Below are 23,818 nucleotides of genomic sequence, written 5' to 3' on the forward strand. Positions count from 1 at the left end.
GATGGAAAGCCGTCTAAAAGGGGTGAGCCATGGATGGGCGGCGAAAGTGGAAGTGGTTCGGATCGGTAAATCAGTTAAGCCGTTAGAGAGTGCGTTCTACCTCCAGACGGCCGTAATTCTCTCGCTTTGGCCCTGTGTAGTATGTCCCTTCGAGTGTTTCTGTTTCAGAATCGTACTCGATCGTAGTCGTCCCCGCGTGCTGGTCCAACTCGTCATGGAAGTCATCACCTCCATTGTCGTAATTGTAGGTTAGCGTCGGTGGCCCATCGTCGAACAGGATGGTCGCACCCGTGCTCTTTGAAGTCGAGTTCGGGCCAACCAACTCAACGAGAATCCGGTCCCACGACTGCCTGATCCGCAAAGTCGCCTCCATCTTCACGAGACCGTATCCGAGTTCGTTGATGGCAACCACGTCTTCGTCGTCGTACTCGTCCGTGTCTGTGTAGAGGTGGCCGGTCCACTCGCCGCTAAGGTCTGGTGGTGAGCCGATAGCTAGTGAAATAGGCCAGATGTTCCACAGCCCCCTCGCAACGACGAAGTACACCGCTGTCGACGCCAGTACGAACGAAATCGTCACGTTGGCGAAGAAACCATATCCTGTGAATGAGGCGATCGATGAACCGAGATTGTCGGCTATCAGGACACCCGCTGCACCGAACCCAAAGAGTGTGACACGGCGGCGTCGGGGTTGGTCGGTCGAGAACCCGTGGGTCCCGCGCATTAGAGATCGTCGAACATCGTCCGCATCTTCTCGATGTACTCCTCAGCGTCGTCGGTGTTCCACTGCGTGTTCTCGTCTCCGAACAGGGCCTCCATCTCTGACACCTGATCGAAGTCAGCGAGGTCTATGCTGTCCCGTTCGAACCACGAGAGCACGTCGTCGAAGCGGTCGGTGAGATCGGACGTTTTCAGTACGTGGTCGGGCACATTGTAGATCAGGCACTCGATGTAGTATGAGGGCGTGTCGAGATTGAACCAGTGGTTGTCGTTGTAGTGGCCTCGGGCGTTTTTGAACATCCGAACTGTCTCGCGGAAGTTGTCGTGTTTCGCGTTCCCGTTCTCGTAGTGTACTTTCGGGAAGTTGACCCACCACTCGTCACCCACGAGCGGCTTGAACACCATCCCTTCTGTGTATTCGGGGTCTCCATCTTCGGGATAGGTGTGGTAGATGCGGTATTCCTGAGCGGCGACCACGTCTACGTCGATGGGAAGCGGGTTATGACGACCCGAGATTTCGATCGCCTTCCCAGAATTATCGATGGGGTCCTTCAGCCGGTTTTCGCGATAGAATTGTCGCAGGGCCTGTACAACACTATCGCGAAAGCCGTCGTCGTAGCCGTAATCAGCCGGCGAGTTATCATCGTTGTATCGCTCACGCCCCTCAGCGGTGAGATCGCTGAGGTCCCGCTTCCACGGAGATCTGAGTTGTACGATCAGATCGAGATCGCTCGACCCTCTCGTGTTTGTGTAGTTCTTGTACGACCCTTGCGCGTAGACTGTGAACGCGTTGATGTCTGTCTGTTGAACGAGAGCTGACCGATCACGATTCAGGTCACGCTTTATTCTTTCTCGGGCAGTCTTCGAGTTCTGGTTTGCGGCTGTCCTTCGCTTGGCCCATGTGTCTGGTATCTTGGACTTCCGAACCGCCATTACTCGCCCGCCTCCGCTGCTTTTTGGGATGTAGTGTGTTCAATAGACATCCGGATGAAACAACGGTCGCCGGGGGTATAAGCGTAGCCAGAGCGGTGTGGAAGTGATAATTAACACTAGAATTCGCCAGAAGGCGGGTCATTCCCACGGGAACAAAAGGGGGGTTGAGTAGCCGCGTCAGCCGCAGCGGGAAATCAATATAGCGATATACAATATAAATGTCTCTTCGTTCGTCCAGATAGGCTCTCGCGGCCAATATCACTCGATAACCACTCACAGACTCTCATATTCGCCAAGATTACTTACTTTGTCTTAGTTGAGTAAGACAGAGTAAACTCTTAGTGCCTCCTACCCGTGGCCCCAATCGAGGCAGAATCAGAATCATGGCCGATCCTTCCACCGACGCACGCTCTAGCCCGACTGTCGCTGCTGGAGCGGCGTTCCGACGCCACGACCCCCACACTCCGGAGGGCCAATGACGGGCCGCCGCTCCGTTGAGACCGCGATCGACGACACGTTTACGAAATTTCTCACGGACAAGGGGAAGGGTGATGCTGGCGAGGACGGCGCGTACCGGACGGACGCCAAGCGTGAAATAAATCGATTCAAGGAATGGTGTCTCGGTCAGAGAAGCGATAGTGCGAACGCCTCCCCGCCCGAGTCGTGGTCGGGTATCGTCGACGGCGACACCGTCCGATTCGCGGACCTCGACACGACGGTGTTCTCGGACTACGCGCGGTACCTCTCGTCGGAAGGGAACACCGCCGGCACCGTGCTCACCTACTACGCGCACGTCGCGTCATGGTGCGGGTGGGCGCACGCGCAGGGATACATCCCGCGCCACTACGCCCGCGAGTCAGACGCCGAAGACCCGCTGCCGGAGAACGACGGCCGCCGGCCGGGTGACCAGCAGGCGTGGGAACCGATCCACCGCGACCTGATCACGCAGTTCGTCGACCGGCGTGTGTCCGAAGCGTTCGATGCGCTCGGCGCGATCGAGGTGCCTCACGCCGATCGAGGCGACCCGGAAAGCGAGACGTGGCAGGCCAAACAGCGCGCCCGGTTCGAGGCCTACCAGCGGTGTCGTGAGCAGGCGCTCGTGTATGTTGTCGCCTACACGGGCCTGCGCGGCTCGGAGTTCCTCTCGGCACCGAAAGAAGACCGCGACGGTCGGAACGGGATTCGCTGGCGTGACGTGTCGTTCGCAGACAGCAGCGTCACCGTGTTCCGAAAGAGCCGTGAGTGGAAGGAGGCATCACTCCCTGAGCCCGTTATCGGCCCGTTACAGCGGTACGCTGAGGTGCTGGACGTGCCGGACTCGTGGCCGGTGTTCACGACGCTACACCGCCCCTCGCTCGCCTCACACGTCGCCAAAGGACTCGCCACTGTCGGTCTCCGCGACAGCGCGATCGAGCGTGTTCGAAACGGGGCACCTGACCTGATCGTCGCTGCTGAGCACGACCTCGACGCGCCGAAGCCGCTCACCACCGACGGTGCCCGGTCGATCATGGAACGGCTCTGGACACACGACACACTCGCCGAGCGTCGCGACGAACTGGACCTCTCACTCGATGGCGACTATCTCGAACTACACGGCGGGCGTCGGGGTGTCGGAGAAGTGCTTGTTCGACAGTTCGGCTACGCCGCGGCAGCCCGGTATCTCGACAATAGTGAGGAACAGGTCCGCAAGGCCTACCAGCATATCGAGGCGGCTGAGCGCGCCGACATGGCGACAGAGGCGTTTTCACAGACAGACCAGCGAGTCAGTGATCAGTAGAGCTCTGTCGAGATCAACAACGAATGGTGGCCGTATCCTCTGTGGTCAGTCCGTCAGAAAGCGATCATCCAGAGAACTGGTACCGGTTTTCGACGGACATGACTCTCCACAGATGGGAACAGTTGCACTGGCACGAATATTATTCGTCTGGTCGTTCGTCGACAGCAGCGTCAAGCTCCTCAATATTGAGGCTTGTCGAGATGTCAGGCTCAGCCTCCAGAATGATCTCCTGAAGTTCTTGGAGGATGGTTTCTGCTTCAAGAACAGGGATCTCTTGTTCACGGGCCATGATCCGAGCGTTCATTTTCGACTGCGTGTACGCCCGACCGTATTCGATCGCTGTTACGAGTCCGCTGACACCGTGACGGTCGATATAGAGGCTAATATTCTCGTTCGAGTGGCGTTCCGCGAGAGCAACGAGGAGCGTCGGCGTGATCTGGAACGTCTCCCCGCCGGCCTGAATCGTCATATCAACCTGACTCGCTCGATAGCGGTACGGTTGCGTCTCCGTAACCCGCTCCAAGAGATTGATCTCCACGAGATGTTTGATATCCTCGTAAATGGTTGTCGTCGAACTCTTGATGCCCTCAGACAGTTCCTTGACGGTTGGCGAGTCAAGTTCGAGGACACGAGCATACAGTTTGGCGAGCCGGTCGTTCCGAATCACGTCGGAGACGGCTAGCATCGTATCAAGCGGGTGTGAATGTGATACTGCGGATTCAGCCATGTATTTTAATTTCCGCAAAATATTAAAAATCTCCCGGCAGGATGAGGTCACGTAGATTCGATCTGAGGACAAAATCACAGCAGAGCCGAACCGTTATACACGTCACAAGTGGAGAAGATACTATGGCGTACGAAAATCTCGATACGGAATTAGTGAATGCCCTTCTTGGAAACGGACGTGAGAGTTTACGAAGTCTCGGTGATCAGCTCGATGTTTCTGTGACAACGGTCTCGAACCATTTGGCAGATCTCGAAGACGCAGGTGCAATTGAGGGATACACGCCAATTGTCGATTACAGCAAACTTGGCTACGACGTGACTGCCATTCTCCAGCTCAAAGTCGATGGCCCCGGGCTACCGGATATTACAGACGCGCTTCGCGATGAACCGCAGATGGTGAGTGTGTATGAGACGACTGGCGATTACGACATCATCGCGATTGGAAAGTTCACAGATTCCGACGATATGAACAACCAGATCAAGCGCATCTTGGCCGATGCAGATGTACAAGAATCCAATACGAGCGTCGTCTTGAACACTGTGAGTGAACACACGCAGTTCAGCGTTGGTGACGACTAGCGCGCTTGTGGAACGATTTGCCGTATCTAGCTGCATCACAGCAGAACTGATTCTCACTCATCGCGAAAATCCCATCTCTCCTCTTCTTATCCAAACTATAGTGACTCAGTTCCGTGGCAAACGTTTATAGTTTCTAGTTTCGTAACTCTATACAAGATGAGCTACGATACAGAACACGTGCGAAACGCGGGTGACACTCCGGGGATGATCACCGGAATCCCTACCTTCGCAGAATTACTCGAGAACCCGTCTCTCGCTAGTCTCTATACATCGATTTGGCGGTCCGGGACTACCACGGGCCCTGAACTCGTTGAAACAACGACAGTCTCGAAGAAGACGGTGTACGACTATCTGCATAAACTGGAACAGGCGGGCCTGATCAGCAAAGTTGATCATGATAGCAGAACCGCCGTATACACCGCTGAAAAGTTCGAACTGACATTGACAGTCCGCGAGACAGAAGTCTCGATTACACCTGAACTTATCGAAGCGATCGCACAGAAGAACGAATATCCAGCGATCGAGCGGGTTCTCGAAGACCACGGCATCGTCACGTTCGCACTCGCATACGACCTCGTGAAAGCACACAGTGAGGGAGATGTCACAATCCGGCAGATCGCGAGCCTCGCAGACCTTTCTTCTGGAACTGCGTATGATCTTGTCGAAGCCATCTATTCGATTCTCGATCTTGGTGACGACGAGTCGGGCCCGACGACGTACACACCAGATGATTTCGATGAGAACGAAGGCGATCTCCTCGAGGAATTTGACGACAAGTAGACCGAATGACGAGGATTTATACTGCGAATATTGCGGACACGGTGATGTTTCGGAACTTGGGAAAGCACCCCAGTCCGCACCTACAATCACTCAAAACTGCCGTAGAGGAAATCGGAACAGAAATTTGGGTGCCAGCAGCAGTCTACCACGAACTGGCGGATACCGGGAGTGCTGACTCACCGGCGAATCCGTACCTCGATATGGCTATCGAAGAAGGGTGGCTGCGGGTAGCCTCACCGCTCCCCGGTAACCGCACAGCGGGATTCGATAGTAACGCTGGACCGGTTGAGAAAGCACGGTTCGTTGCAGATGGATTTCTCAATCAGCAAAGCAAGTATCCAGAGACGAACAACTGGCAGGATGCAGCAGTAGTCGCGTTGGCAGTTCGATTGTTCGATGCGAATGCTCGAATCCGCGTGATTACCCACACAGCGGACGAAAATCTGGCCAAGGCGTGCGCTCGTATTCCTCCTGAATTTGGGTACTACGATATTAAATCCCGATACTATAATCCGCCCCAGACAGCAAAGGATGAGTTTCCAACTATTGACCAGCTTTCGTGGAATGAGTGATCCACCTCTAGGTCCCGCTCTGAGGCACTCGGTTTGATTATTGATATATAACAGGCATCTATTACAGATGTCTGTTACAGATGTCTGTAATAGATGGTTATTCTAGATAGTTCTATCAGGTGCATGCTTCAAAATCGGGATCTCATCAGTACAGCTTCTAGTTCCAAAATAAATACAGATCGTTGTTACAGAAAGATGTTCTAGATATTCGTTACAGATTGTAGTCCCGAATGTCTGACACAGATATATGTAACAGGCAATCATATGAGTCGGTATATGATAACGACTGTCATCTACGCTGAGTCCGGGGGGACGTACAAAACGACCATGACAGCAAACCTCGCGGTCGCGTTCAAGCGGATGGGGCTTGATGTCCTCGTGATCGACTTAGACCCACAGACAGGAAATCTCACCTCACTCTTTGACGTCGGAGAGAACCGTGGGAACCCGGATGCAGACAATCTCGTAAAGCACATTCTGGAAATGCCTGATAGCGACTTCGACGACCTCATCGAGACCTCTGAGGAGGGCATCGACATAATTCCGAGCCACGACATGTTGGGGGACTTCACCTCCAACCTTGAGCAGAAGATCTCCTATGAAACGGGGATGAAGGGTATCTCTCGGGACGAGTACCCCCGCTTCGAGCTTCTATACAATCTCCTCTGGGAGCGAGAGCAGTTGAACGAAACGTACGACGCAGTCCTCATCGACCCCAACGCGCGCGCCGAAGACCTCCTGTACAATGCTATCTACGCGCTTCGGACACTGGTAGCACCCGTTAAGCCAGCTGGGAAGGGAAGTCTCAGCCTCGATGGTCTTGAGGAGATGGTCGGAAACATGGAGACTGCGCTGGACATCGAAATCGGGCTTTCGTGCGTGGTTCCGTCCGGGGTTGGGCAGACGAACGCCCACAAGCAGTATCGCGATCAGTTCGAAAATACGGACTCCTTTGCAACGCCAGTCTCTATCGGGTCACGAGAGAGTCTGATGGACGCTATGTGGGAAGCCCGTGGCTCTGCGTTCAAAGTAGTCGAAGAGAGGTGGAAGACCTACGAGGAGGACGGCGAGATGATCACGGAGAAAGGTGAGCGAAGAGTGCCCGACCGTGAACTCGAAACGCTGGAGAAGCTATGGCAGCTGGCGGGATTCATTGCGACGGAGACGTTCGGTGTAGATGTCGACGATGAACTCGTCCTAGATATCGATGACTACGGGACTGAGACGATGCGGTTCAACCTCACGACTGAACCGGAGGTGGCTGACTAATGGGGGGAGATTCATTCAAATCTGGGTCAGGGAACCTCAACTTCGGTGACGAGGAGGAAGAAGCAGATGACGAACCAGAGAAACCCGATGATATCGCGAACGAGGAGGAAGATGATCAGGAACCCGAGGTAGCCACTTCTGCCGAAGTAGATGAATCCCGGACCTCCCGAGGAACAAAGAATGCGAACAGTCCCAGCGAGAAGAGCACGCCGACTACCCCGCCGGCCAGCGATACCGGAGCACACCAGACGAGCAGCCATCAGTATCCGTACTTCGTACGTCGGAGTAATGTCGGAGACGAACGAGACAATCGGCTTGAGATCTTCGCTCGCGATGAAGTCGTCTCCCGAGAAGCGGAGTTTCGTAGCCGGCTTGCTACGGAGCTCGGGGCCGATGATATCGCGAAGACAGACGCCCGTGAGTATGCACTTCTCGCGGCGTTCGACAATGTGGAGGCCGTTGCAGAACTCATGAGAGGAGACGGGTACGGCGAACTCGATTAACTGCTGTTTTCGTTCACTTCACCCTGCAACCGCTGAGGTTCCACTTCCTTTCTCCCACGGTGGCGCATACTTGATATGAGACTTCAACGGGCTTAGAGATCTACGCAGTCCAACCATTCAATGAGGAGGATTCTGACTGGTGGGCCCTGTTGAATCCGCAGAATGCGTCGGGATCTGGTCACTCCATATTCGTTTTAGGAGCGCTGTCGAGAGAACAGAGATAGAAACTTGCAGAGAACGAGGAGATCGGAGTCACTAGGGAAATCGATCCAACTCCTCGACGACGAAGAGTTAGATACTCGTGTCTTCGGAAATTGTGATGCCCGTCCCGTCATCGGATTCAACAGAGCACACCCCAGAGCTATTCTTGGGTAAACCGTTCGTCTGATGTGTTGTCATAACATCATTTCATAAACCAGTAGTATTTCAAAACTCGAATACGTAAGAGAAAGTATGTACGACCTCACAGGCTTTCAGCGGGACTTGCTATACGTAATCGCCGGCCTTGATGATCCACACGGTCTCGCGATCAAAGACGAGCTCGAGGATTATTATGAAAAAGAGATCCACCATGGACGTCTCTATCCGAATCTCGACACGCTTGTTGAGAAAGGACTTGTCGAAAAAAGTCAGCGTGATCGACGAACAAACGAGTATACAACTACTCGCCGGGGCACGAGGGAGATTGAGGCACGGGCCGAATGGGAAGCGAAGTATATCGACCACAGTGCCTGACTAGCTCATCGGAGTCCATTCCACCCGATCATTCCAAGTGTGCATCGTCCCGGCCACTACGGCGCGTCTCTTGCTGTCTATTCGCCAGTGGGGTTTGTCCTTACCGCCTTCGGTGCTAGTGAACTTGCGATTGTTGGTGGTGCTGACGTGGTGGAGGGGTCGATGCTTCCCGACTTGGATCAGCGTGTGCCATCTGTTCAATACCGCGGTCCGACGCACACCATCTGGTTCATGTTACTCGTTGCGTCCGCATTCGCTGTTACCGGCCTTGTCGTCGGTGTGAGCTCTACTGGGCTCATAGCCGGCGCCTTGCTTCCTCATTTGATGCCCTCGTTGGCGCTACCATGATCGGTGCACATCTTCTCGCGGATGTGCTGACCCCGATGGGGATTCAGCCGTTCAAACCTCTTCGCAACGACAAGTACACGCTTGACATAGCGAAGGCCGCGAATCCGATTGCCAACTACGCCCTTCTCGTTGCCGGTGGTGTGCTCGCCGGTGTTGCATTCATTTTTGGGAGTGTCCTCGCGACGTAGTGGCTCTCGGTCATGGTCAATTCACTGTTCGCTACCTCGGATTGAACAGACAATCCGAATGCAGGTAGGTGATTGTTTAGTGGCGTTCTATTGCTATTCTCAGCAAAGGTTCAGTTGTTCCGGCTAAGACTAATGGTAGCCAATTCAGAGGGAACTTCGGAAACACTGAGCATGAATGTTTGAATTAACACAGCAACCACCCTTACAGTTTTAAAAGACGGGATTGTACAGTATGGTATGAGAAGGCCCAGTCAAGTCCAAGCGATCTCTATTGGACTAACTTATGATACATCAGATATGTCCAGTATCTGCCCTGTGTCCAGCCAACCCAGAGACGGCCAAATCCCGCAAGATTTGGCCGTCATCGGTCATAAAAGGGAGACCTGATACTCAGAGTAGCTGTACAAACAACACCACGCTCCGGTCGAACCTGCGAATTGTCCGACGTGGGAACCAGACTAGACATCTCGAATCAACTGGATTCGGTGATACCCCGAGTTGCAACTGTGGATCACACTGTAGTGGGCTTGTTTTGGCTCTGTGGCCGATTCCTAATCATTGGGTGACAAATAGTGGTGACTGTACGAGGACTACTTCACAAGCTCTAGCAGTAATCTCGGCTGGCGGAGGGGGTGTGTAAATGCTACACCCATTCAACTACTTTAACGACCACACACTCCCAGACTGGCTCAAAGGCCCTCGCCACCACCAACTCGGTGCCCGGGAACCAGACGCACCGCAAATCAACCAAGTCCTCGTCGACACAATCAACGAGGCCGCCGAGGGTTACGCCGGCAGCCTCAATCGGGTCCGGCCCCACAAGGAAGAAGACGGTCTCAAATACGCCGAGGAACTCATCGCCGGGTTCCACAACGAGAGCGTCTCACACTCCAAGCTCGCCCAGCGGTTCAACCTCGCCGAGCAGCCCAAGAAGTTCTCCTTTGAGATGGTCCTGACCGACGAGACGGTCAAGTTCCACTGGGGACTCCCTGATAGTATCCACCAGCGGGAGTTCCGCCAGCAAGTCTCCGGGCTCTACCCCAACTCCGAGATCAAGCCTGTCGACAACCCCTTCCCCGAGATCGAACCCGGCATGTACCTCGCTGGAGGGAAACTCGAACTCGAACAGCACAAGTACCGGCCACTCCGCGGGACGAGTGGGCCAGACGCCTTCGAGACGGATCCACTCCGCAGCACCCTGAGTGAGCTCGTCGGCTACAGCAACGAGGTCGCGATTGTCCAGTTCGTGTTCACGCCGGCAGGCCCCAACTGGACTGAAGGACACATGCCCCACGAATGGAGCGCCGACCAGATCAACGATGGGTTGACCTACGGCCGCGTCAACGGGAGTTACTGGAACCCACGGCTTGACGACCCATCCGCCAAAGATCTCCGGGCCGCCGAGGAAGTCCTCAATCAGGAGGGCAAGCAGGCGTACTACCTCAACATTCGCTTCCTCGTGTTCGCCTCGTCACCGGATATCGCGAAACACCACGCCCACGGCATCGGGAGCGTCTTCTCCTCGCAGTACCACAACGAGGAGACCGGCCAGACGCTCCTGCCGCTCGCATTCAAAGAGCAAGGCGTCAAGGAACTCGCCCGGCGGACGGCCGCCCGCGAGTTCTCCTACGACCAGACCTCACTCAACGTCTCCGAGCTCGCCGGCCTCGCACACCTCCCCGGCGAGGAGGTGAACATGACGAACGTCGACTGGACGCGGAAAGGCGTCGGCAACCGCCCACCCGCACAGGCAAACCGCACGACCAAACCACCCGACATGCGGGTGAATCGTGACCTGTCGGAAATTGGCGGCGAGGCCTCGGCGATGGCGTCACTCTCAGGCGACCACACTGAGGAGACCGACACCGTCGGTACTGACGCCCCCGAAGAGGAAGACAACATCTTCATGAAGGGACTCGGCACCGTTCTCCGCTTCTTCTTCGACGACACCACCGATAGCGACGACGGCGACGACGGGCCCACAAAAACCGTTGATGTCGATTCATCCCCTGAGAAACAGGAGGCATTCAACGAGCTGTATCGTCAGTTCATCCACGGGGAAGTGACCCGTGAGAAGATCAAATCCCAGTTCAACGACAACGTCGCCGACAACCTCATCCGGAAGTTCCAGAACCGCCGGGCCGACGAACTCGGGATCGACCTCGAAGAATATGACGCTCGCGACGACGTCTTCAGCGCACCCGGAGCCCGCACCACCCCTGACGAGGAGGAGACACCCGCCACGGACGCCGACGAGTCCGACACAGGATCTTCAACCAAGTCCCAAACACCAAGTGGGCCAGATATCCCACCCGAGGATGCCGAGGGCGTCACCGATCTCCCGGCCACGCCCGACGACGACCTGCCGGAGACGACTGACGACTCGACGGGCCCGCCAAGCCCGTACACACGCGGTCGCGAGAACCCCGCCCACCACAGTCACTACACCTACGACCAGTCCGACACCGACGTGCAACTTCGCCGGGAGCCCGGCCTCCAGCGGTACTTCCCATTCGAGCTCACGGCGACCGCCAGCGGGAAGGGACGCGCCCAAGAAGGAGACATCTTCGCCGGGTTCGACGTTCGCGACCGACTCGTCCACTCGCACACGCATCACCCGGACGAACCCATCTGGCTCGGCTACGACAACAACCCGATGGACGGCATCCGCGAAATCGGCCTCGAACCGTTCTCGTGGTTCCGGCACATGACGATCTTCGGGTCGACTGGCAAGGGCAAGTCCACCACCCTGAACATGATGATGAACCAGATCGCCCGGAAGGACTACGGGTTCGTGTTTATCGACCCGAAGGGCGACACCGTCGACGACCTCATCACACAGTTGCCCGAGGAGCGGATGGACGACATCGTGTGGATCGAACCGGGGAGTGAGACATACGACCAAGTCGCAGGCATCAACTTCCTCGAACCGGGCGAGTGTGAGACCCAAATCGAGTTCGACCGGGAAGTCGAGTCCATCATCAACGACCTCCGGGCAGTCCTGCGTGGGGGTGAATACTGGGGACCGAAGATGGAGGGAATCACCTCCAATGTCGCCCGGGCGATGATCCGGTCGCGACGCAAGTTCACGCTCGTGGACATGTACTACGTACTGGCCGACAACGAGAGCCGCGCGAAGTTCTCAAATGTGGTCAGCCAAGAAGGGATGAGCTTCATCCACGAGTACACCACGAAAATCGCAGAGATGGATGTAGAGGAGATAGACCCGGTTCTCCGGCGGATTCAGGACTGGGTCGAGGATCCGATTTCCCGCGGGATCGTGGCTCATCGCGATGGGACAATCAACATCTCCCACGCCGTTGAGGAAGGGAAGATCATCCTCGTGCGGAATACGGTGCGGTCCGACGAGATCCGGAAGGTTGTCTCGACGGGCATCATGCGCCGGGTGTGGTCGACCATCCGAAAGCGCGAGAAGGTTGAGGAAGCTGACCGGGAGCCCTTCTTCGCGATCATGGACGAGTTCGACGACATCGCCTCCGAGAACATGGCGCTCGACAAGATGCTCTCGAAGGCCCGCTCCGGGAAAATGGGCGTCATCACCTGTCTCCAGAACCCCTCGCAGGTGCGCGACATTGCGCCACAGACGCTCAAGCAGATGTTCGGGAATTCGGACACGCTGTTGAGCTTCGGTGTGACGGAGGTGGATGATGCTCGGATTATCGCCGAGCGGTTCGACGACGACTCGATCGACTCGGGGACGCTCATGTCGCTGCCGGCGTACACGGCGCTCACGACGATCTCCACGATGGACGAGGACGGGCCGATGCGGTCGGACCCGCTTGCACCGGACACATTCGCGCCGTACCCGGCACGACGGACGCCCGAAGAGGCCGAAGAGATCATCGGCGAGAACCTCAAAGAGTACGGCGTCGACGCGCTCGAACAGAATCTCGAGGAGTCCGAGCACGCGTTGATGCATCTCGGCGGGGACAACGACCTGTCGAAGTGCTTCCTCGAAGCCGTGTGGTCGAAACAGATCCGCGAGAACGCTCTCGACGCGCTGCCCGGCGAGTACGAGACACTCGAGCCGGCACCGGCGCTCAACATCAACCCACCGGAGATGCAGGACGACGAGACGCTCACCGTTACCGTCGAGGAGGCGAACGAAGGCTTCCACCGGCGGACGTCGACACACTTCGAGGAGCTCCCCGATGGCGTACTGGTCGACCGGGAGTTCGTCAAGATAGTCGATGAAGAGGCTGAAGAAGAAGCCGACAACATCCGGGGGACCGGCGGGACGCCCGCGGGGCAAGTCCGGATCAACGACCCGAAGACAGAGCTGTCGATCACCGACAAGGGCATCCGGTCGGTACTAGAGCAGGCCGAAGACGACTCGCGGAACCAGACGGAGAAACACAACGAAGTCCTCCGCCGGGCGTTCGTGATGCTGTCGGCGACCGGAATGGAGGTCAGCATCGTCCAGCAGGACAACAAACAGGAGCTCCCCGACGCCGTGGCGTACCCACCCATCGACACGACGGTCGACACGAAGCAGGCGTCACGGCTTCTTGAACAGTTCAAAGCCGACTACCCGATTGCCGCAGAGCTCTCTGACGGCGGTGTCATCGCGATCGAAGCGGAGACATCGACGTATAAAAAGCCGGCACACACGTTGCAGAATCTCGCCCGGGCTGCTCGGAGCGGCCAGCGGGCGATGTTCCTGACGCCAGAGATGGAGGCCAAAGACCGGACAGCACCCGTCGCCCGCGTCAATCACATCCTCACCGACCCGATGTTCATCCGCAAGCATCTCCGGATGCGCCCGAACGAGGACACAGAGGATGCGGGTGAGCTTTCGGAGCGCGACCCGATGCCGCTGTACTACAACAAGACGGACTACCTTGAGTTGGGGACACCCACTGACGGTGAGCGCAAGCACGCACTCATCGAGAAAGGGAAACAGGCGGTCTGGATCCACACCCACGACGACCAGATCCAATTGTACGACGGCATGACCGACGGCGCAAAGAAGGGCGCACTCCGGATGGACGAAGGGTTCGGCTCGACGAACGCCTTCGACGTCTGGTGCCGCTTTGACGAGCACAACAATGAGTGGGTCGTCTACCCCGGTGGCGAAGTCCAACGCTACCCGACACTCGGTGATCTCTGCGAGGACTGGCAGCCCGTCTACGAACCGTTCGTCCCCGAACGCGAGTTCGAGGAGACACCCACAGAAGACGATTGGGACATTGTCCAGACGCCGCTCCCAGATTTCCTCTCGCCAGCAGACAAAGCCGACGACGAGGAGACTGACACCACCGGTGACGAGGAACCACCAGAGGATGACGCGGAGACAGCTCCTGATGGAACGTACACCAACATCGAGGAAGTACCAGAGGAGGCTGCACTTGACCAGCAGAACTCTGACCATGACGACGATGACACGGACATCGACTTAGACCGCGCCGGGTTCACACGGGAGGCAGTTCCCATCCCCGACCGGGTTCTGCCGAGCAAACTTCCGAACAACACCGACAGCCACACCGGCGAATCCGTAACCGGCGGCGAGCAGCACACAACCATCTCCTCGAAGGCGCTGGAGTCGATGGTCCCCGAGAAGCACATGCCGGTCTACCGGGCAATGGCTGCTCTCGACATCGGGGAGAACGCCCGTGACCCGGTCGGCATCCACGACGACGGCAATTCCTCGGGTGAGGGCGAGACACCGGCCACGGACGCGGCCGAGATGCCTGACGAGGAACCCGACCCAGACGTGGACACGACCGTGGATGAAGACGACCCGTTCGGCGTCGACGACGACAGCGCCGGGCCGGTCGGCATCCTCGAAGAAGACGACGACAATAGCAAGGGCCCGATTGACGCCTTGACATTCACCTACGACGCAGCAATGAACAACCTGAGAACAAAGTACATCGCCAATAGCGACGAAATCGACGAGAATAGCTCACCCGACGATATCGAAATCGACTCCGAAGCAGTCACCGACAAATTCGGCGCGAAAGATCCCACCGACGCCGACTTCTGGCAAGACGTATGGGACTCGGCGAACCTGAACCAGACCGAGGCCATCTTCCGGGAGAACCTGCCCGGTGCACTCCGGTACGGGCCCGGTGTCCGTGGTCCGCAGGCCGCCGACGCGATCAAGATCGGGATTGCGACGAACAAGCTCATGCCCGCCGGTGAGGATGCGCTCCGGCTGCCCGGACCGCGCGACTCTCCGCAAGATTACCTTACCGACGAGGAGATCGCGGAGATGCAACGGCGGGACAGCTGGGTTCCCGTGTGGGACGCCCTCGGAACGGACCACGATGCCAACACCAATGTCTCGATGGCAGTAATCGCGATTAAACGGGAGTACGACTTCAGAAACCCGATGGCACGGGCCGCGATCGGTGCAGGCGTCGATGCCGGCGTCATCAAAGAGGAAGGGAAGCAACTCGCACTCGGTGAGCGGACAGTCCCGGTGTTCTGGGATGAGCTACTGGACACCGCCGGGAACCAGCCGCATGACCCGCTCGCGGAGCAAGGCATGACCCTTGCCCTCTGGGATGCACACGACCTCTCTCAAGAACAGGCAGAAGCGACGATCGAGGCTGCCTGCGACCACGGCACAGTGTACCGCGACGACGAGACTGACCAGCTCAAGGTGAACACGCCACGCGACGAGAAAGGCCCCGAGATCGACCCTGTGGCCTTCGACCGGGATGCGTACCCGCCGAGCGAGGATGATGAGTCGGACTCCGACTCCGGTGGCGACGGTTCTGGTGACGACGACTCCGATGACGACCCGGACGGTGGCGACACACCAACCGAGACAACTGACGAGGAATCTCCTGAGCAAACTTCTGAGGAACCCACAGAGATTACTGATCAGCAAACTCCTGAGCAAATTGGAGAGAATACCGACGACCAACCCGGCGCACAGAGCGACGCCGACGAAACGCGCCGCGTGGGACAGACCGCGGCCGGCGAGCCCCGTGCGGAGCCCAACAGCACGCTCGTCGACGCCGACCCGGAAGACCTCCGCTTGAGCCCCACGCCGGACCTCGGCGCGGTCCAAGCCTGCCTCGAAGAGGCGGCCCGCTTCTTCCACAGCCAGTTGGACACGACGATCGACAACAACGTCACGTGGAACGAGGAACAGGCGTTCGAAGCGGGCTACCGGAAGCCCGAGACCCCGCGGGAATACTTCACCGCGCTCGACGAGCCCGACCCCGCCTACCCCGTCGAGCAAGATCCCGAGGCGGCCGACGCGATGCCGCCGAACGAGGACGCACAGACCTCCGGCATCCAGTCCACGGAGGATGCGGCAGACAACACGGGGGAGCCCGAGGACTTCGCGGCAGACGGACAGGCCTACCAGTACCTCGGTGCCGACCACCGGGGGTGGAGCGATGAGCTCGTCGCCGACAAACAACTTGGGTGGGCTCCCTCCTTCGGGAAGGAACTCTTCTTCCATCTCGAAAGCAAGGGGTTCAGTCACCACACGATGGTCGCGACGGGCCTCTTCACCAAGCCCACCGACGCCTACGGCGAGAACGACGAGGGTGAGGGGTACGTCGACTACACCACGCTCGATGATCCCGACAACCCGAACGACCTCTCGTGTCTCTTCCGGGGGCGGTACATCTTCCCGTACTACGACGAGGACGGCAAGGTGGCGTTCTTCATCGGGCGGCGGCCGGACTTCGACACTCAATACGGCACCCACACCGACGACTTCACGGAGGGGAAGTACGCCAAGCTCGCGACGACGAAGAACTACACCATCGCCGACGAGCCGATCTACGGCCGTGAGACCATCGTCGAGGGCGAACCCCTCGCGATTACCGAGGGAATGGCCGACGCGATCACGGCCCACGCACATGGCATCCCGTGCATCTCGCCGGTGACGAAGTCGTTCAAGATGAAACACCGTGACGTGCTCGCCGACATCATCAAGCGCCGGGAGATCCCCGACGTGTACTTCCTCCAAGACTCTGACCCGCCAAAGCGGGTGGTCCTTGCGGAGGAAGACCGCGACCACGACGAGCGCCGGTGTGAACGCGACATGGCCCTGCGTGAGTTGTTCTGTACGGGCGCGTTCCCCGGCGACGAGATGTTCACCCAGAAGCTGGTTGTCGAAGCCGCTCGCGACGGGACGCTCCAAGACAAACTCGACGATCAGGAGCTCCGTGTCGGGCCGCCCGCTGACGCCGACGTCGACGCCGACGAGACGACGCCAGTGACAGCAGAGGAAGTCCCCGTTCACCTGTTGGAGACACAGGGAGAATTCCGGTCGAAAGGCCCCATCAGCGAAGTGATCGAACTCCACCAGCACGGGCCGGGCGTCGACAGCGCGGTCAACATGGGCCGGGTACTCGACACCCACACGCCCTCGCCGGACGATACCTTCACGGGAAGCGTCCGGGCGTCGGCCGAAGTGTACCGTGAGGAAGTCCTCAATGGGGACGCCGATCTCGTCGAGGACAACGACGAGCTCTATGAGACCGTCGCGGCTCGGCTCGGAGCCATCGACGTAGAGACCGAGACGGATGAGACCGCACAGAGCGCCGATGCAGACGGGCAGACAGAGCTTGTGCCCGACGACGAGCCCGAGTACACGGACTACGGTGGGACGAACGTGTGGCTCCTTGAGCTGCCGCAGTTCGGCGATGAGAAACGCGACCTCGACGACTTCCTCCAAGAGGGCTGGCTCGCCTTGACACCGCCCGCCGACTGGGCGCTGCGCCTGTCGCTGGGGAACACGCCGGTCCCGCCTGACGATGTGACGGCGAACCTCGATCCGGCCCCGGCATGGATGCAGACGCTCGCCGATCGGGCGGACCCAGTTGGAGAATATCCGACCGGAATGGCCCCCGATTCACTCGGGTTCCCGACGGCCAATGACCTCCCCCAAACGGTGGGGACGATCACCGTCGATGGGGCCGCCGCAGACCTCCCGATTTACGACCCATATATCATCCCGTCTGACCCCGACGCAGACCGGGATGAAATGGCGGCGACTCACCGGTGGCCTGTGGGTGATTTCGATGCGCTTCGCTCAGAGGGGAAGATGGCCGAGCCGATGCCCCAAGCACCCGGGGTCTACCCACCCCTCTCATTGTTCGGATTCATCCCCACGATCCACCCGTCACAGCACCCCGCTGCGAAAGGCTCCATCGGGGGGCTGGTGAACGACGCCAACGACTCGATGGACGTCGACCCACAGGAGATCGAAGCCCGGGTCGAAGAGGGTGACTATCGCGAGCTCACAGGGAGCCATAACCCCCTCTGGACACTCGACCTGCGCGACCTTGGACTCACGCCCGGCTCCCGTGGGAAAAACCCCTTCGGACACTTCGGTGAATCGGAGAATTACTTCGTCGTGATCGACGACGAAACCGCCTACTGTCACAAGCGGAATGCCCTCTATAACTTCCAGCATTTCGCGCTGTGTGACATGGGGAAGCGCGACCCCAAATATTCGGCAAGTGGTCAGACTCTCGATGATTTGGAATACCTCCATCTCTGGACCTACGCTCGCCAGAACAACCTCGTCCCAGAGCACACGCCCATCCCCCTCAAGGGGGTTGTTGGCTACGCGATCGAGCATGATTTTTGCGAGCCCGACGACCTCGAACAATTCGACGGTTCGAAGGAAGATTCCGACGGGGATGGCGACGAATCGAACGGCGACTCCGACGGGAGTACCACGGCAGGCAAGCGCGCCTTGAAGCTCCCGGAGGGTACCTTCTTCCCAGTTCTCAAAGACATCGAGAAGACGACAGGATACACGCCGCCGCAGCTCGCCGATAGTGACTGGTCGGGTGAGGAAGATGGCGACGAGTCGAGTGAGCCAGCGGACGCACCCGACGTTGACACAGCGTCGATCGCACTCGACACAATGATGGACCGGTACGGAACCCTCGTCACAGACGATGGCTTCCCACATCCGATGGTCCAGTTCGCAAACATCCTTCTCGAGATCGAAGACGACCTCGATGAGGCTCGGAAAGACGACGGGGCCACTCCCGTCTCTGACCTCCGGAGTGCGTACAACGCATGGGCGCAGATCAACACGCACAAGTTGGTTAAGGAAACTGATGTAACGGCAGATGAGTTGGACCTGTCGACGTACGGTGTTGGCGGATTCGCAAGTAAGTTCCGCGCCGAACTCGGCATCAGTCCGACGTCGAAGAAGGTGTCTCTCGACGGGCGTGGTCGCGCCAAATGCTGGCTCGGATTGGAGCTCACTGACCCCGGCAAGAAGCTGGTTGACCTCGAAGATAAGTTCCCGATCGAAGAGTAGTTAGCCGCCACCGCGCCCCCTCGTTTTCACTTTTCGCTACTCACTTCACACCGATAGCTATCAGATTTAGTATGCAGTTTTGGCGCGACATTGAGTGCCACTTCACCCACCCGAGTCACTGTCCAATACACCATTGGCGACCAGTTTGTGCTACCGACAGCAGCCACTAATCTCCCATCAATTCCCCACCCAGATCGTCACCTGAGTCGGCCCGATCTCCAGAGATAGCACAGCCGATTCTTCAGCTGGACGCGCCCCTGCTCATAGCCAATTTTCAGCGCCGAAATACCCTCCAACACCCCCTCCGACACCCCTCCGACACCCCGACGCAGTCATGCGATTGTCCGAGGGGGTACTCCACGGTCTTCGAACCGACTATTTCACCCGGATTCCGAGAATTCTCAAAACCAGTCAAATTTCACTGATATACGCGTGGAATATGGGAGATCATGAAATCCTGAAAATAACTAGACGGGGGCGGATGTCTTAGGGGGTCTAGAAATCATCGGCCACCCCTCGGACACCCCTCAGACAATCGCATGAAGGCACGGACTTCAGACAATCCAAACACACCAGCTTTTGACTTTCTTTCGCATATAACAGTCACAATCTCGATACGTCGACGTTTTAGAGTGAAAATAACTAGACGGGGGTGGAAGACGGCGATATTTCGGCGAAAAAATCGTCCGAGTAGCACCCCCCTCCGACATCCCGGCGCAGTCATGCGATTGTCGGAGGGGTGATCGACCAATACTGAGTCACCCCCAATATGACTGGCTCGCATACCCGAGATACCCGCGGATAGCCGTTTCAGCGGGTTTCCAGAATCGGACTTAATTTCACCCTCTCAGAAAACCGGCTATTTCGGCAGCGGCGTGTTGAAAAGGTACGATATACCCCTGTTGGGTGGGGGTGTTCAGGCCAGAAGGCCAAGAGTAAGAAGAGTGATACAGCAGTAGACAGGGACCACCCCAGTAATCCCCTGAAGGGGACTGGGTATCTGGAGACAGAGGAAGGAGGGAGAGGAAGGGGGAAGTGGACAGCAGAATCAGCATGGACCTCACACGGCATCCAGCCTCACTCACCACTCCCATCCAGACGGCGGTCAGTATCCACGACCGCCTCAGACCACATCCGTTCCACCACGATATCTCTCAGATTACTGAGGCACAGACCACCCCGAACTTCCCGAGGGTCAGTCGGACCCAACACAACGACAACACTCACGACTCCGATCGGCGTCACCGAGACCACACAGGACACCTCCAGCTGGCCGGCGGCCACACACCACTCGGCACTCTCTCCCCTCGGCGGGACGACGACGTCGACGTCGACACGACACCACATCCGTTCACCTCACTCAGACGGCGACACCTCGATCCATCTCCCCGTCGATTCACGACTCCACGACCAGTATCACTTTTCGGAGACATCCACCGGCAGTCGGCCTCAGTATTCAGACGCCATTCGGCTGGCAGACACCACCGGACCAGACGCCGTGGGGGACGGCTGCACCACTCGGCGAGACCTCACCTCCGACGTCGGTGACCGACTCCAAACGACGACGGCGTCACTCCCGACGAGATACCGATCGCCACTCGTCGACGCCGACCGGCGTCTCTCACCAACGGGGTATCGCCCAGCCTCTCAGTGACGGTCGTCACCACGACGATCAGCACCACAGTCGCGACGACACTACGCCGCTTCGAACTGGATACCCGAGAGGCTGCTACTGGACAACTGGATCCACAACGAGGGAAACCCCTCACGAAACTGACTATCGCCACGCCGGCGACGGCGACCCCCCAGACGGCTGGGTCACAGCCACGACGAACGGCCACTGCATGACGGCCAGCCAGACGGCGACCGACCGGTGACGGTTCCACCCCGATCTCGACTCGGCGGTCGACCCACCTCGAGGACGGGTGTCCCCCCGACGATTCTCGCCATCTCTACCCGGCGACGACTGTCCCTCGGCGACAGCATCCGCTCAGCTCCTCAGGCGGAAACCTCTCAGTCTCCTGATGGACCCAAAGCTGTCCACGAGCCACCCCTCTAGCGAGGGGGCCTCGCTCTGTCTCAACACGGTGCAACGGACCGCCACCTCAACCCGACGAGGCATCGGCAGGCCCCACCCGAATGGTAGCATTATTGCTGGCGTCCAGAGACGAGGTTTCAACACAATGAACGCACTACTCGCACTGCTGCTGTTCGGCATCGGCGTGGTCTTCAGCATCGTCCTCGCAATCGCCTTCCTCTTCGCCATCATCGCCAACGCCAACACGGCTGACGCATCGGACGGCTGCGACTACTGCGACAGCGACTCGGCGACCCGTCTCGGCGGTGGTGAGGTCGCCTGTTCGGACTGCCGTCGGACGCACCTCTGACCACGCCGCAAAACGGACCCAGTACGGCTGGTCGTCCGCCTCTTTTTTTGCGCCACCAACCCACCACACAACAGCCGTAGTGCAGAGACAACAAAACACCCCTCTGAATCCACCAGATCACGACGGTCGAATCCCGGCTACTACCGACACCAGATCACCACCGATCTCGACACCTCAACACACCCCCTTCTCACCACTCGTCTCACTCTACAGTTCGACTCCCGATCGACGTCGGCTCACCAGCTCCAACTTCGGCTCCTGTCTCGTTAGTACTATGTACTAACGTGGGGGACCAGCGGCACCGATCGAGACCACAGCCGAACTCCCCAATCGGGCCGACGAACCAGATCAACATTGTACCCCTCACCCGGAGACGAGGGTTACCCGAGGGAGGTGACCCGAGAGTCAACTATGAGTAGCAACACTCGCAGCTTCGACAGCAGCATCGCCATCAACCAGACCGCGGACTTCCAGACGGACTGCATTCGACGGACGTGTCACAACCAGCCGCTTCCGGCGATGACCCATCAACTCAACGAGGTCGAGCTCCTCGATCAGAACGGCACCCGGGCGGAGTACATCTGCTCGTGTGGGGCGGAGTTCTTCGTCGACCGGGAGGACAGCGAGATCATCGACACCGAGGAGGTCGCCTGATGGCACATCCCCGGCTCGACACCGACCAACTGTCTCCGGACTTCGACGAGGACGAGGACGACAGCGATGACGACGGCGGTCTCCTCGACCGTGCCGACTTCGACGCTCCCCACTGGCAGATCGTTCGGCAACTGCTCTCTCTCACGCCGACGTTCACGACGTTCGTGGTGTACGCCTTCCTCGGGTTGACGGCGGTGACGGCGTCGGCGTTCCTCGGCTTCGCCGTCCACCCCGTGTTCAACGTCGTGGCGGCGATGGGCTTCATCCTGATGTACCCGGCTGCCTTCCTCGGCTTCCTCGTCGTTGCCGCTGTGAAGGCGATGCAGTAGGCCCAGTCGATGGCCTCTTTTTTTGCGCTGGGGGAGACCGGCCGCAACCCGACAGCAACTGGAGATCGCAGAATGAGCTCCCAGATGACCCTCTCTGAATCTCTGGACGCGGGGGATATTCAGCTCGAACCGCCTGCCGGACAGCTCCACCTCCACCTCACAAGCGCTCACTGGACGCTCACAGCGCTTCGGTGTGAATGTGGGCAGACATCACGCAGTGGCATACGACGACGCGTGCGCGTCAGCTAGTGCGTGCGTATGGAGACGACGACGAGACGGTTCCGCACTGCCCGGCGTGTGTCCACGCTCGGAGTGGTGAAAACGGCGCGATCGAGACGGTTCCGAAGGCGATGTCGCAGTCTGAAGCAGAGTCCACGATCGAGCGGATGGAACCCGAGCGCCAGCTCGAGGTCATACTGCGTGGAGGTGTCGAGTGACGTCCGTCGACGGCTCTGACGACTGGATGGAGCTAGTCCGCGTTGAGCGCGACGGCCTCGACGCCGCCGAGTCTCACTACCGCGATCGCTTTCAGGAACTCGACCGGACCGAGAACGACAAGCTGAATCGTGAGCTCGCGAAGCTGAGCGGCGTCCGCCAGCTGCGAGCGCTAGGTGATCGCGATGAGTAAGTCGGAGACCGCGGGTGAGATCTCTGAAGACATCACCGAGTCGATGTCGTGGCGTCACCTGATCCCGGTCGACAGCTGGGCACAGCGATGTCACGACACCTCTTTCGAGTACTTCGACGTCCGCGTTTGGAACATGGACTCGGAGAAGCACCTCAAAGCCGCGCTGGACGTCGAGGTCGAGAGAGACTAGCCACGGCCGAAGCGCGTCGGGCTGCTCAACCAGCGGCTGGCAGAGATTCGAGGAGGGGAGCCATGACCGTCAGACAGGTGTCGGAACCCACCCAATCGTTTAAGGTTGCTCCCGTCGCCAAAATACAACATGCCCTAGTCGGAGAAAATATCGCGGGGGAGAAATCCCCCATCGCATCACACGGACCCAAGTGGTGCACGCCACAGGCCCCAACCACACAGGACTTAGAC

Annotated in this window: 18 protein-coding genes; 15 read left to right on the forward strand and 3 right to left on the reverse strand. The window is 58.4% G+C overall.

The window, feature by feature from the left end; translation table 11 throughout:
- Positions 1-82: 82 nt before the first annotated feature.
- Both DJ69_RS12810 and DJ69_RS12815 read right to left on the reverse strand, forming a co-directional pair.
- Positions 83-721, reverse strand: a complete 639-nt coding sequence (locus DJ69_RS12810; RefSeq protein ID WP_099255960.1) for a Cap15 family cyclic dinucleotide receptor domain-containing protein — start codon at positions 719-721, stop codon at positions 83-85.
- A complete protein-coding gene (locus DJ69_RS12815; RefSeq protein WP_218962320.1) occupies positions 721-1,650 on the reverse strand; it encodes a nucleotidyltransferase family protein in 930 nt (309 codons plus the stop codon). The genes DJ69_RS12810 and DJ69_RS12815 overlap by 1 nt, the downstream gene beginning before the upstream one ends.
- A 475-nt stretch (positions 1,651-2,125) precedes the next feature.
- On the opposite strand from DJ69_RS12815, the gene DJ69_RS12820 reads away from it, so the two are divergent.
- Positions 2,126-3,427, forward strand: coding sequence for a site-specific recombinase (locus DJ69_RS12820; protein ID WP_099255961.1), 1,302 nt, complete (start codon positions 2,126-2,128; stop codon positions 3,425-3,427).
- 139 nt (positions 3,428-3,566) lie between these two features.
- Here the strand turns inward: DJ69_RS12820 and DJ69_RS12825 are convergent, their stop codons facing one another.
- The gene (locus tag DJ69_RS12825) at positions 3,567-4,154 is read right to left on the reverse strand and encodes a DUF7437 domain-containing protein (RefSeq protein WP_099255962.1); all 588 of its coding nucleotides are present in this window, start codon (positions 4,152-4,154) and stop codon (positions 3,567-3,569) included.
- Between the two features lie 122 nt (positions 4,155-4,276).
- Between DJ69_RS12825 and lrp the strand changes: the two genes are divergently transcribed.
- The 14 genes from lrp (at position 4,277) to DJ69_RS12890 (ending at position 23,588) form a co-directional block, all read left to right on the forward strand.
- Positions 4,277-4,732, forward strand: coding sequence for an HTH-type transcriptional regulator Lrp (lrp, locus tag DJ69_RS12830; RefSeq protein WP_099255963.1), 456 nt, complete (start codon positions 4,277-4,279; stop codon positions 4,730-4,732).
- A gap of 156 nt (positions 4,733-4,888) precedes the next feature.
- Positions 4,889-5,512: a winged helix-turn-helix domain-containing protein gene (locus DJ69_RS12835; protein WP_180271820.1), complete on the forward strand. Its 624-nt coding sequence runs from the start codon at positions 4,889-4,891 to the stop codon at positions 5,510-5,512.
- Between the two features lie 14 nt (positions 5,513-5,526).
- Positions 5,527-6,084, forward strand: a complete 558-nt coding sequence (locus tag DJ69_RS12840) for a hypothetical protein (RefSeq protein ID WP_099256004.1) — start codon at positions 5,527-5,529, stop codon at positions 6,082-6,084.
- 276 nt (positions 6,085-6,360) lie between these two features.
- Positions 6,361-7,353: a ParA family protein gene (locus tag DJ69_RS12845; protein ID WP_099255965.1), complete on the forward strand. Its 993-nt coding sequence runs from the start codon at positions 6,361-6,363 to the stop codon at positions 7,351-7,353.
- Positions 7,353-7,856 carry a hypothetical protein gene (locus DJ69_RS12850; RefSeq protein ID WP_099255966.1) on the forward strand — a complete coding sequence of 168 codons (504 nt, stop codon included), beginning with the start codon at positions 7,353-7,355 and terminating at the stop codon, positions 7,854-7,856. Before DJ69_RS12845 ends, DJ69_RS12850 begins: the two co-directional genes overlap by 1 nt.
- 453 nt (positions 7,857-8,309) lie before the next feature.
- Positions 8,310-8,591, forward strand: coding sequence for a helix-turn-helix transcriptional regulator (locus DJ69_RS12855; RefSeq protein ID WP_099255967.1), 282 nt, complete (start codon positions 8,310-8,312; stop codon positions 8,589-8,591).
- A gap of 344 nt (positions 8,592-8,935) precedes the next feature.
- Positions 8,936-9,127, forward strand: coding sequence for a hypothetical protein (locus DJ69_RS18895; protein ID WP_245851665.1), 192 nt, complete (start codon positions 8,936-8,938; stop codon positions 9,125-9,127).
- Positions 9,128-9,767: 640 nt separating this feature from the next.
- Positions 9,768-19,400 (forward strand): type IV secretion system DNA-binding domain-containing protein, encoded by a 9,633-nt coding sequence (locus DJ69_RS12865; protein ID WP_099255968.1) that lies wholly within the window; start codon positions 9,768-9,770, stop codon positions 19,398-19,400.
- Positions 19,401-21,583: 2,183 nt separating this feature from the next.
- Positions 21,584-21,787, forward strand: coding sequence for a hypothetical protein (locus DJ69_RS12870; protein ID WP_099255969.1), 204 nt, complete (start codon positions 21,584-21,586; stop codon positions 21,785-21,787).
- 411 nt (positions 21,788-22,198) lie between these two features.
- The gene (locus DJ69_RS12875) at positions 22,199-22,441 is read left to right on the forward strand and encodes a hypothetical protein (protein ID WP_099255970.1); all 243 of its coding nucleotides are present in this window, start codon (positions 22,199-22,201) and stop codon (positions 22,439-22,441) included.
- Entirely contained in the window at positions 22,441-22,770 is a 330-nt protein-coding gene (locus DJ69_RS12880; RefSeq protein ID WP_099255971.1) for a hypothetical protein, read from the forward strand. Before DJ69_RS12875 ends, DJ69_RS12880 begins: the two co-directional genes overlap by 1 nt.
- A gap of 248 nt (positions 22,771-23,018) precedes the next feature.
- Positions 23,019-23,207, forward strand: coding sequence for a hypothetical protein (locus DJ69_RS17960; protein WP_144050444.1), 189 nt, complete (start codon positions 23,019-23,021; stop codon positions 23,205-23,207).
- Positions 23,204-23,398: a hypothetical protein gene (locus DJ69_RS12885; RefSeq protein WP_099255972.1), complete on the forward strand. Its 195-nt coding sequence runs from the start codon at positions 23,204-23,206 to the stop codon at positions 23,396-23,398. The genes DJ69_RS17960 and DJ69_RS12885 overlap by 4 nt, the downstream gene beginning before the upstream one ends.
- Positions 23,391-23,588 (forward strand): hypothetical protein, encoded by a 198-nt coding sequence (locus DJ69_RS12890; RefSeq protein ID WP_099255973.1) that lies wholly within the window; start codon positions 23,391-23,393, stop codon positions 23,586-23,588. The genes DJ69_RS12885 and DJ69_RS12890 overlap by 8 nt, the downstream gene beginning before the upstream one ends.
- The last annotated feature ends 230 nt before the right edge of the window (positions 23,589-23,818 follow it).

Source organism: Halorubrum persicum (assembly GCF_002727125.1).
Taxonomy (GTDB): Archaea; Halobacteriota; Halobacteria; order Halobacteriales; family Haloferacaceae; genus Halorubrum; species Halorubrum persicum.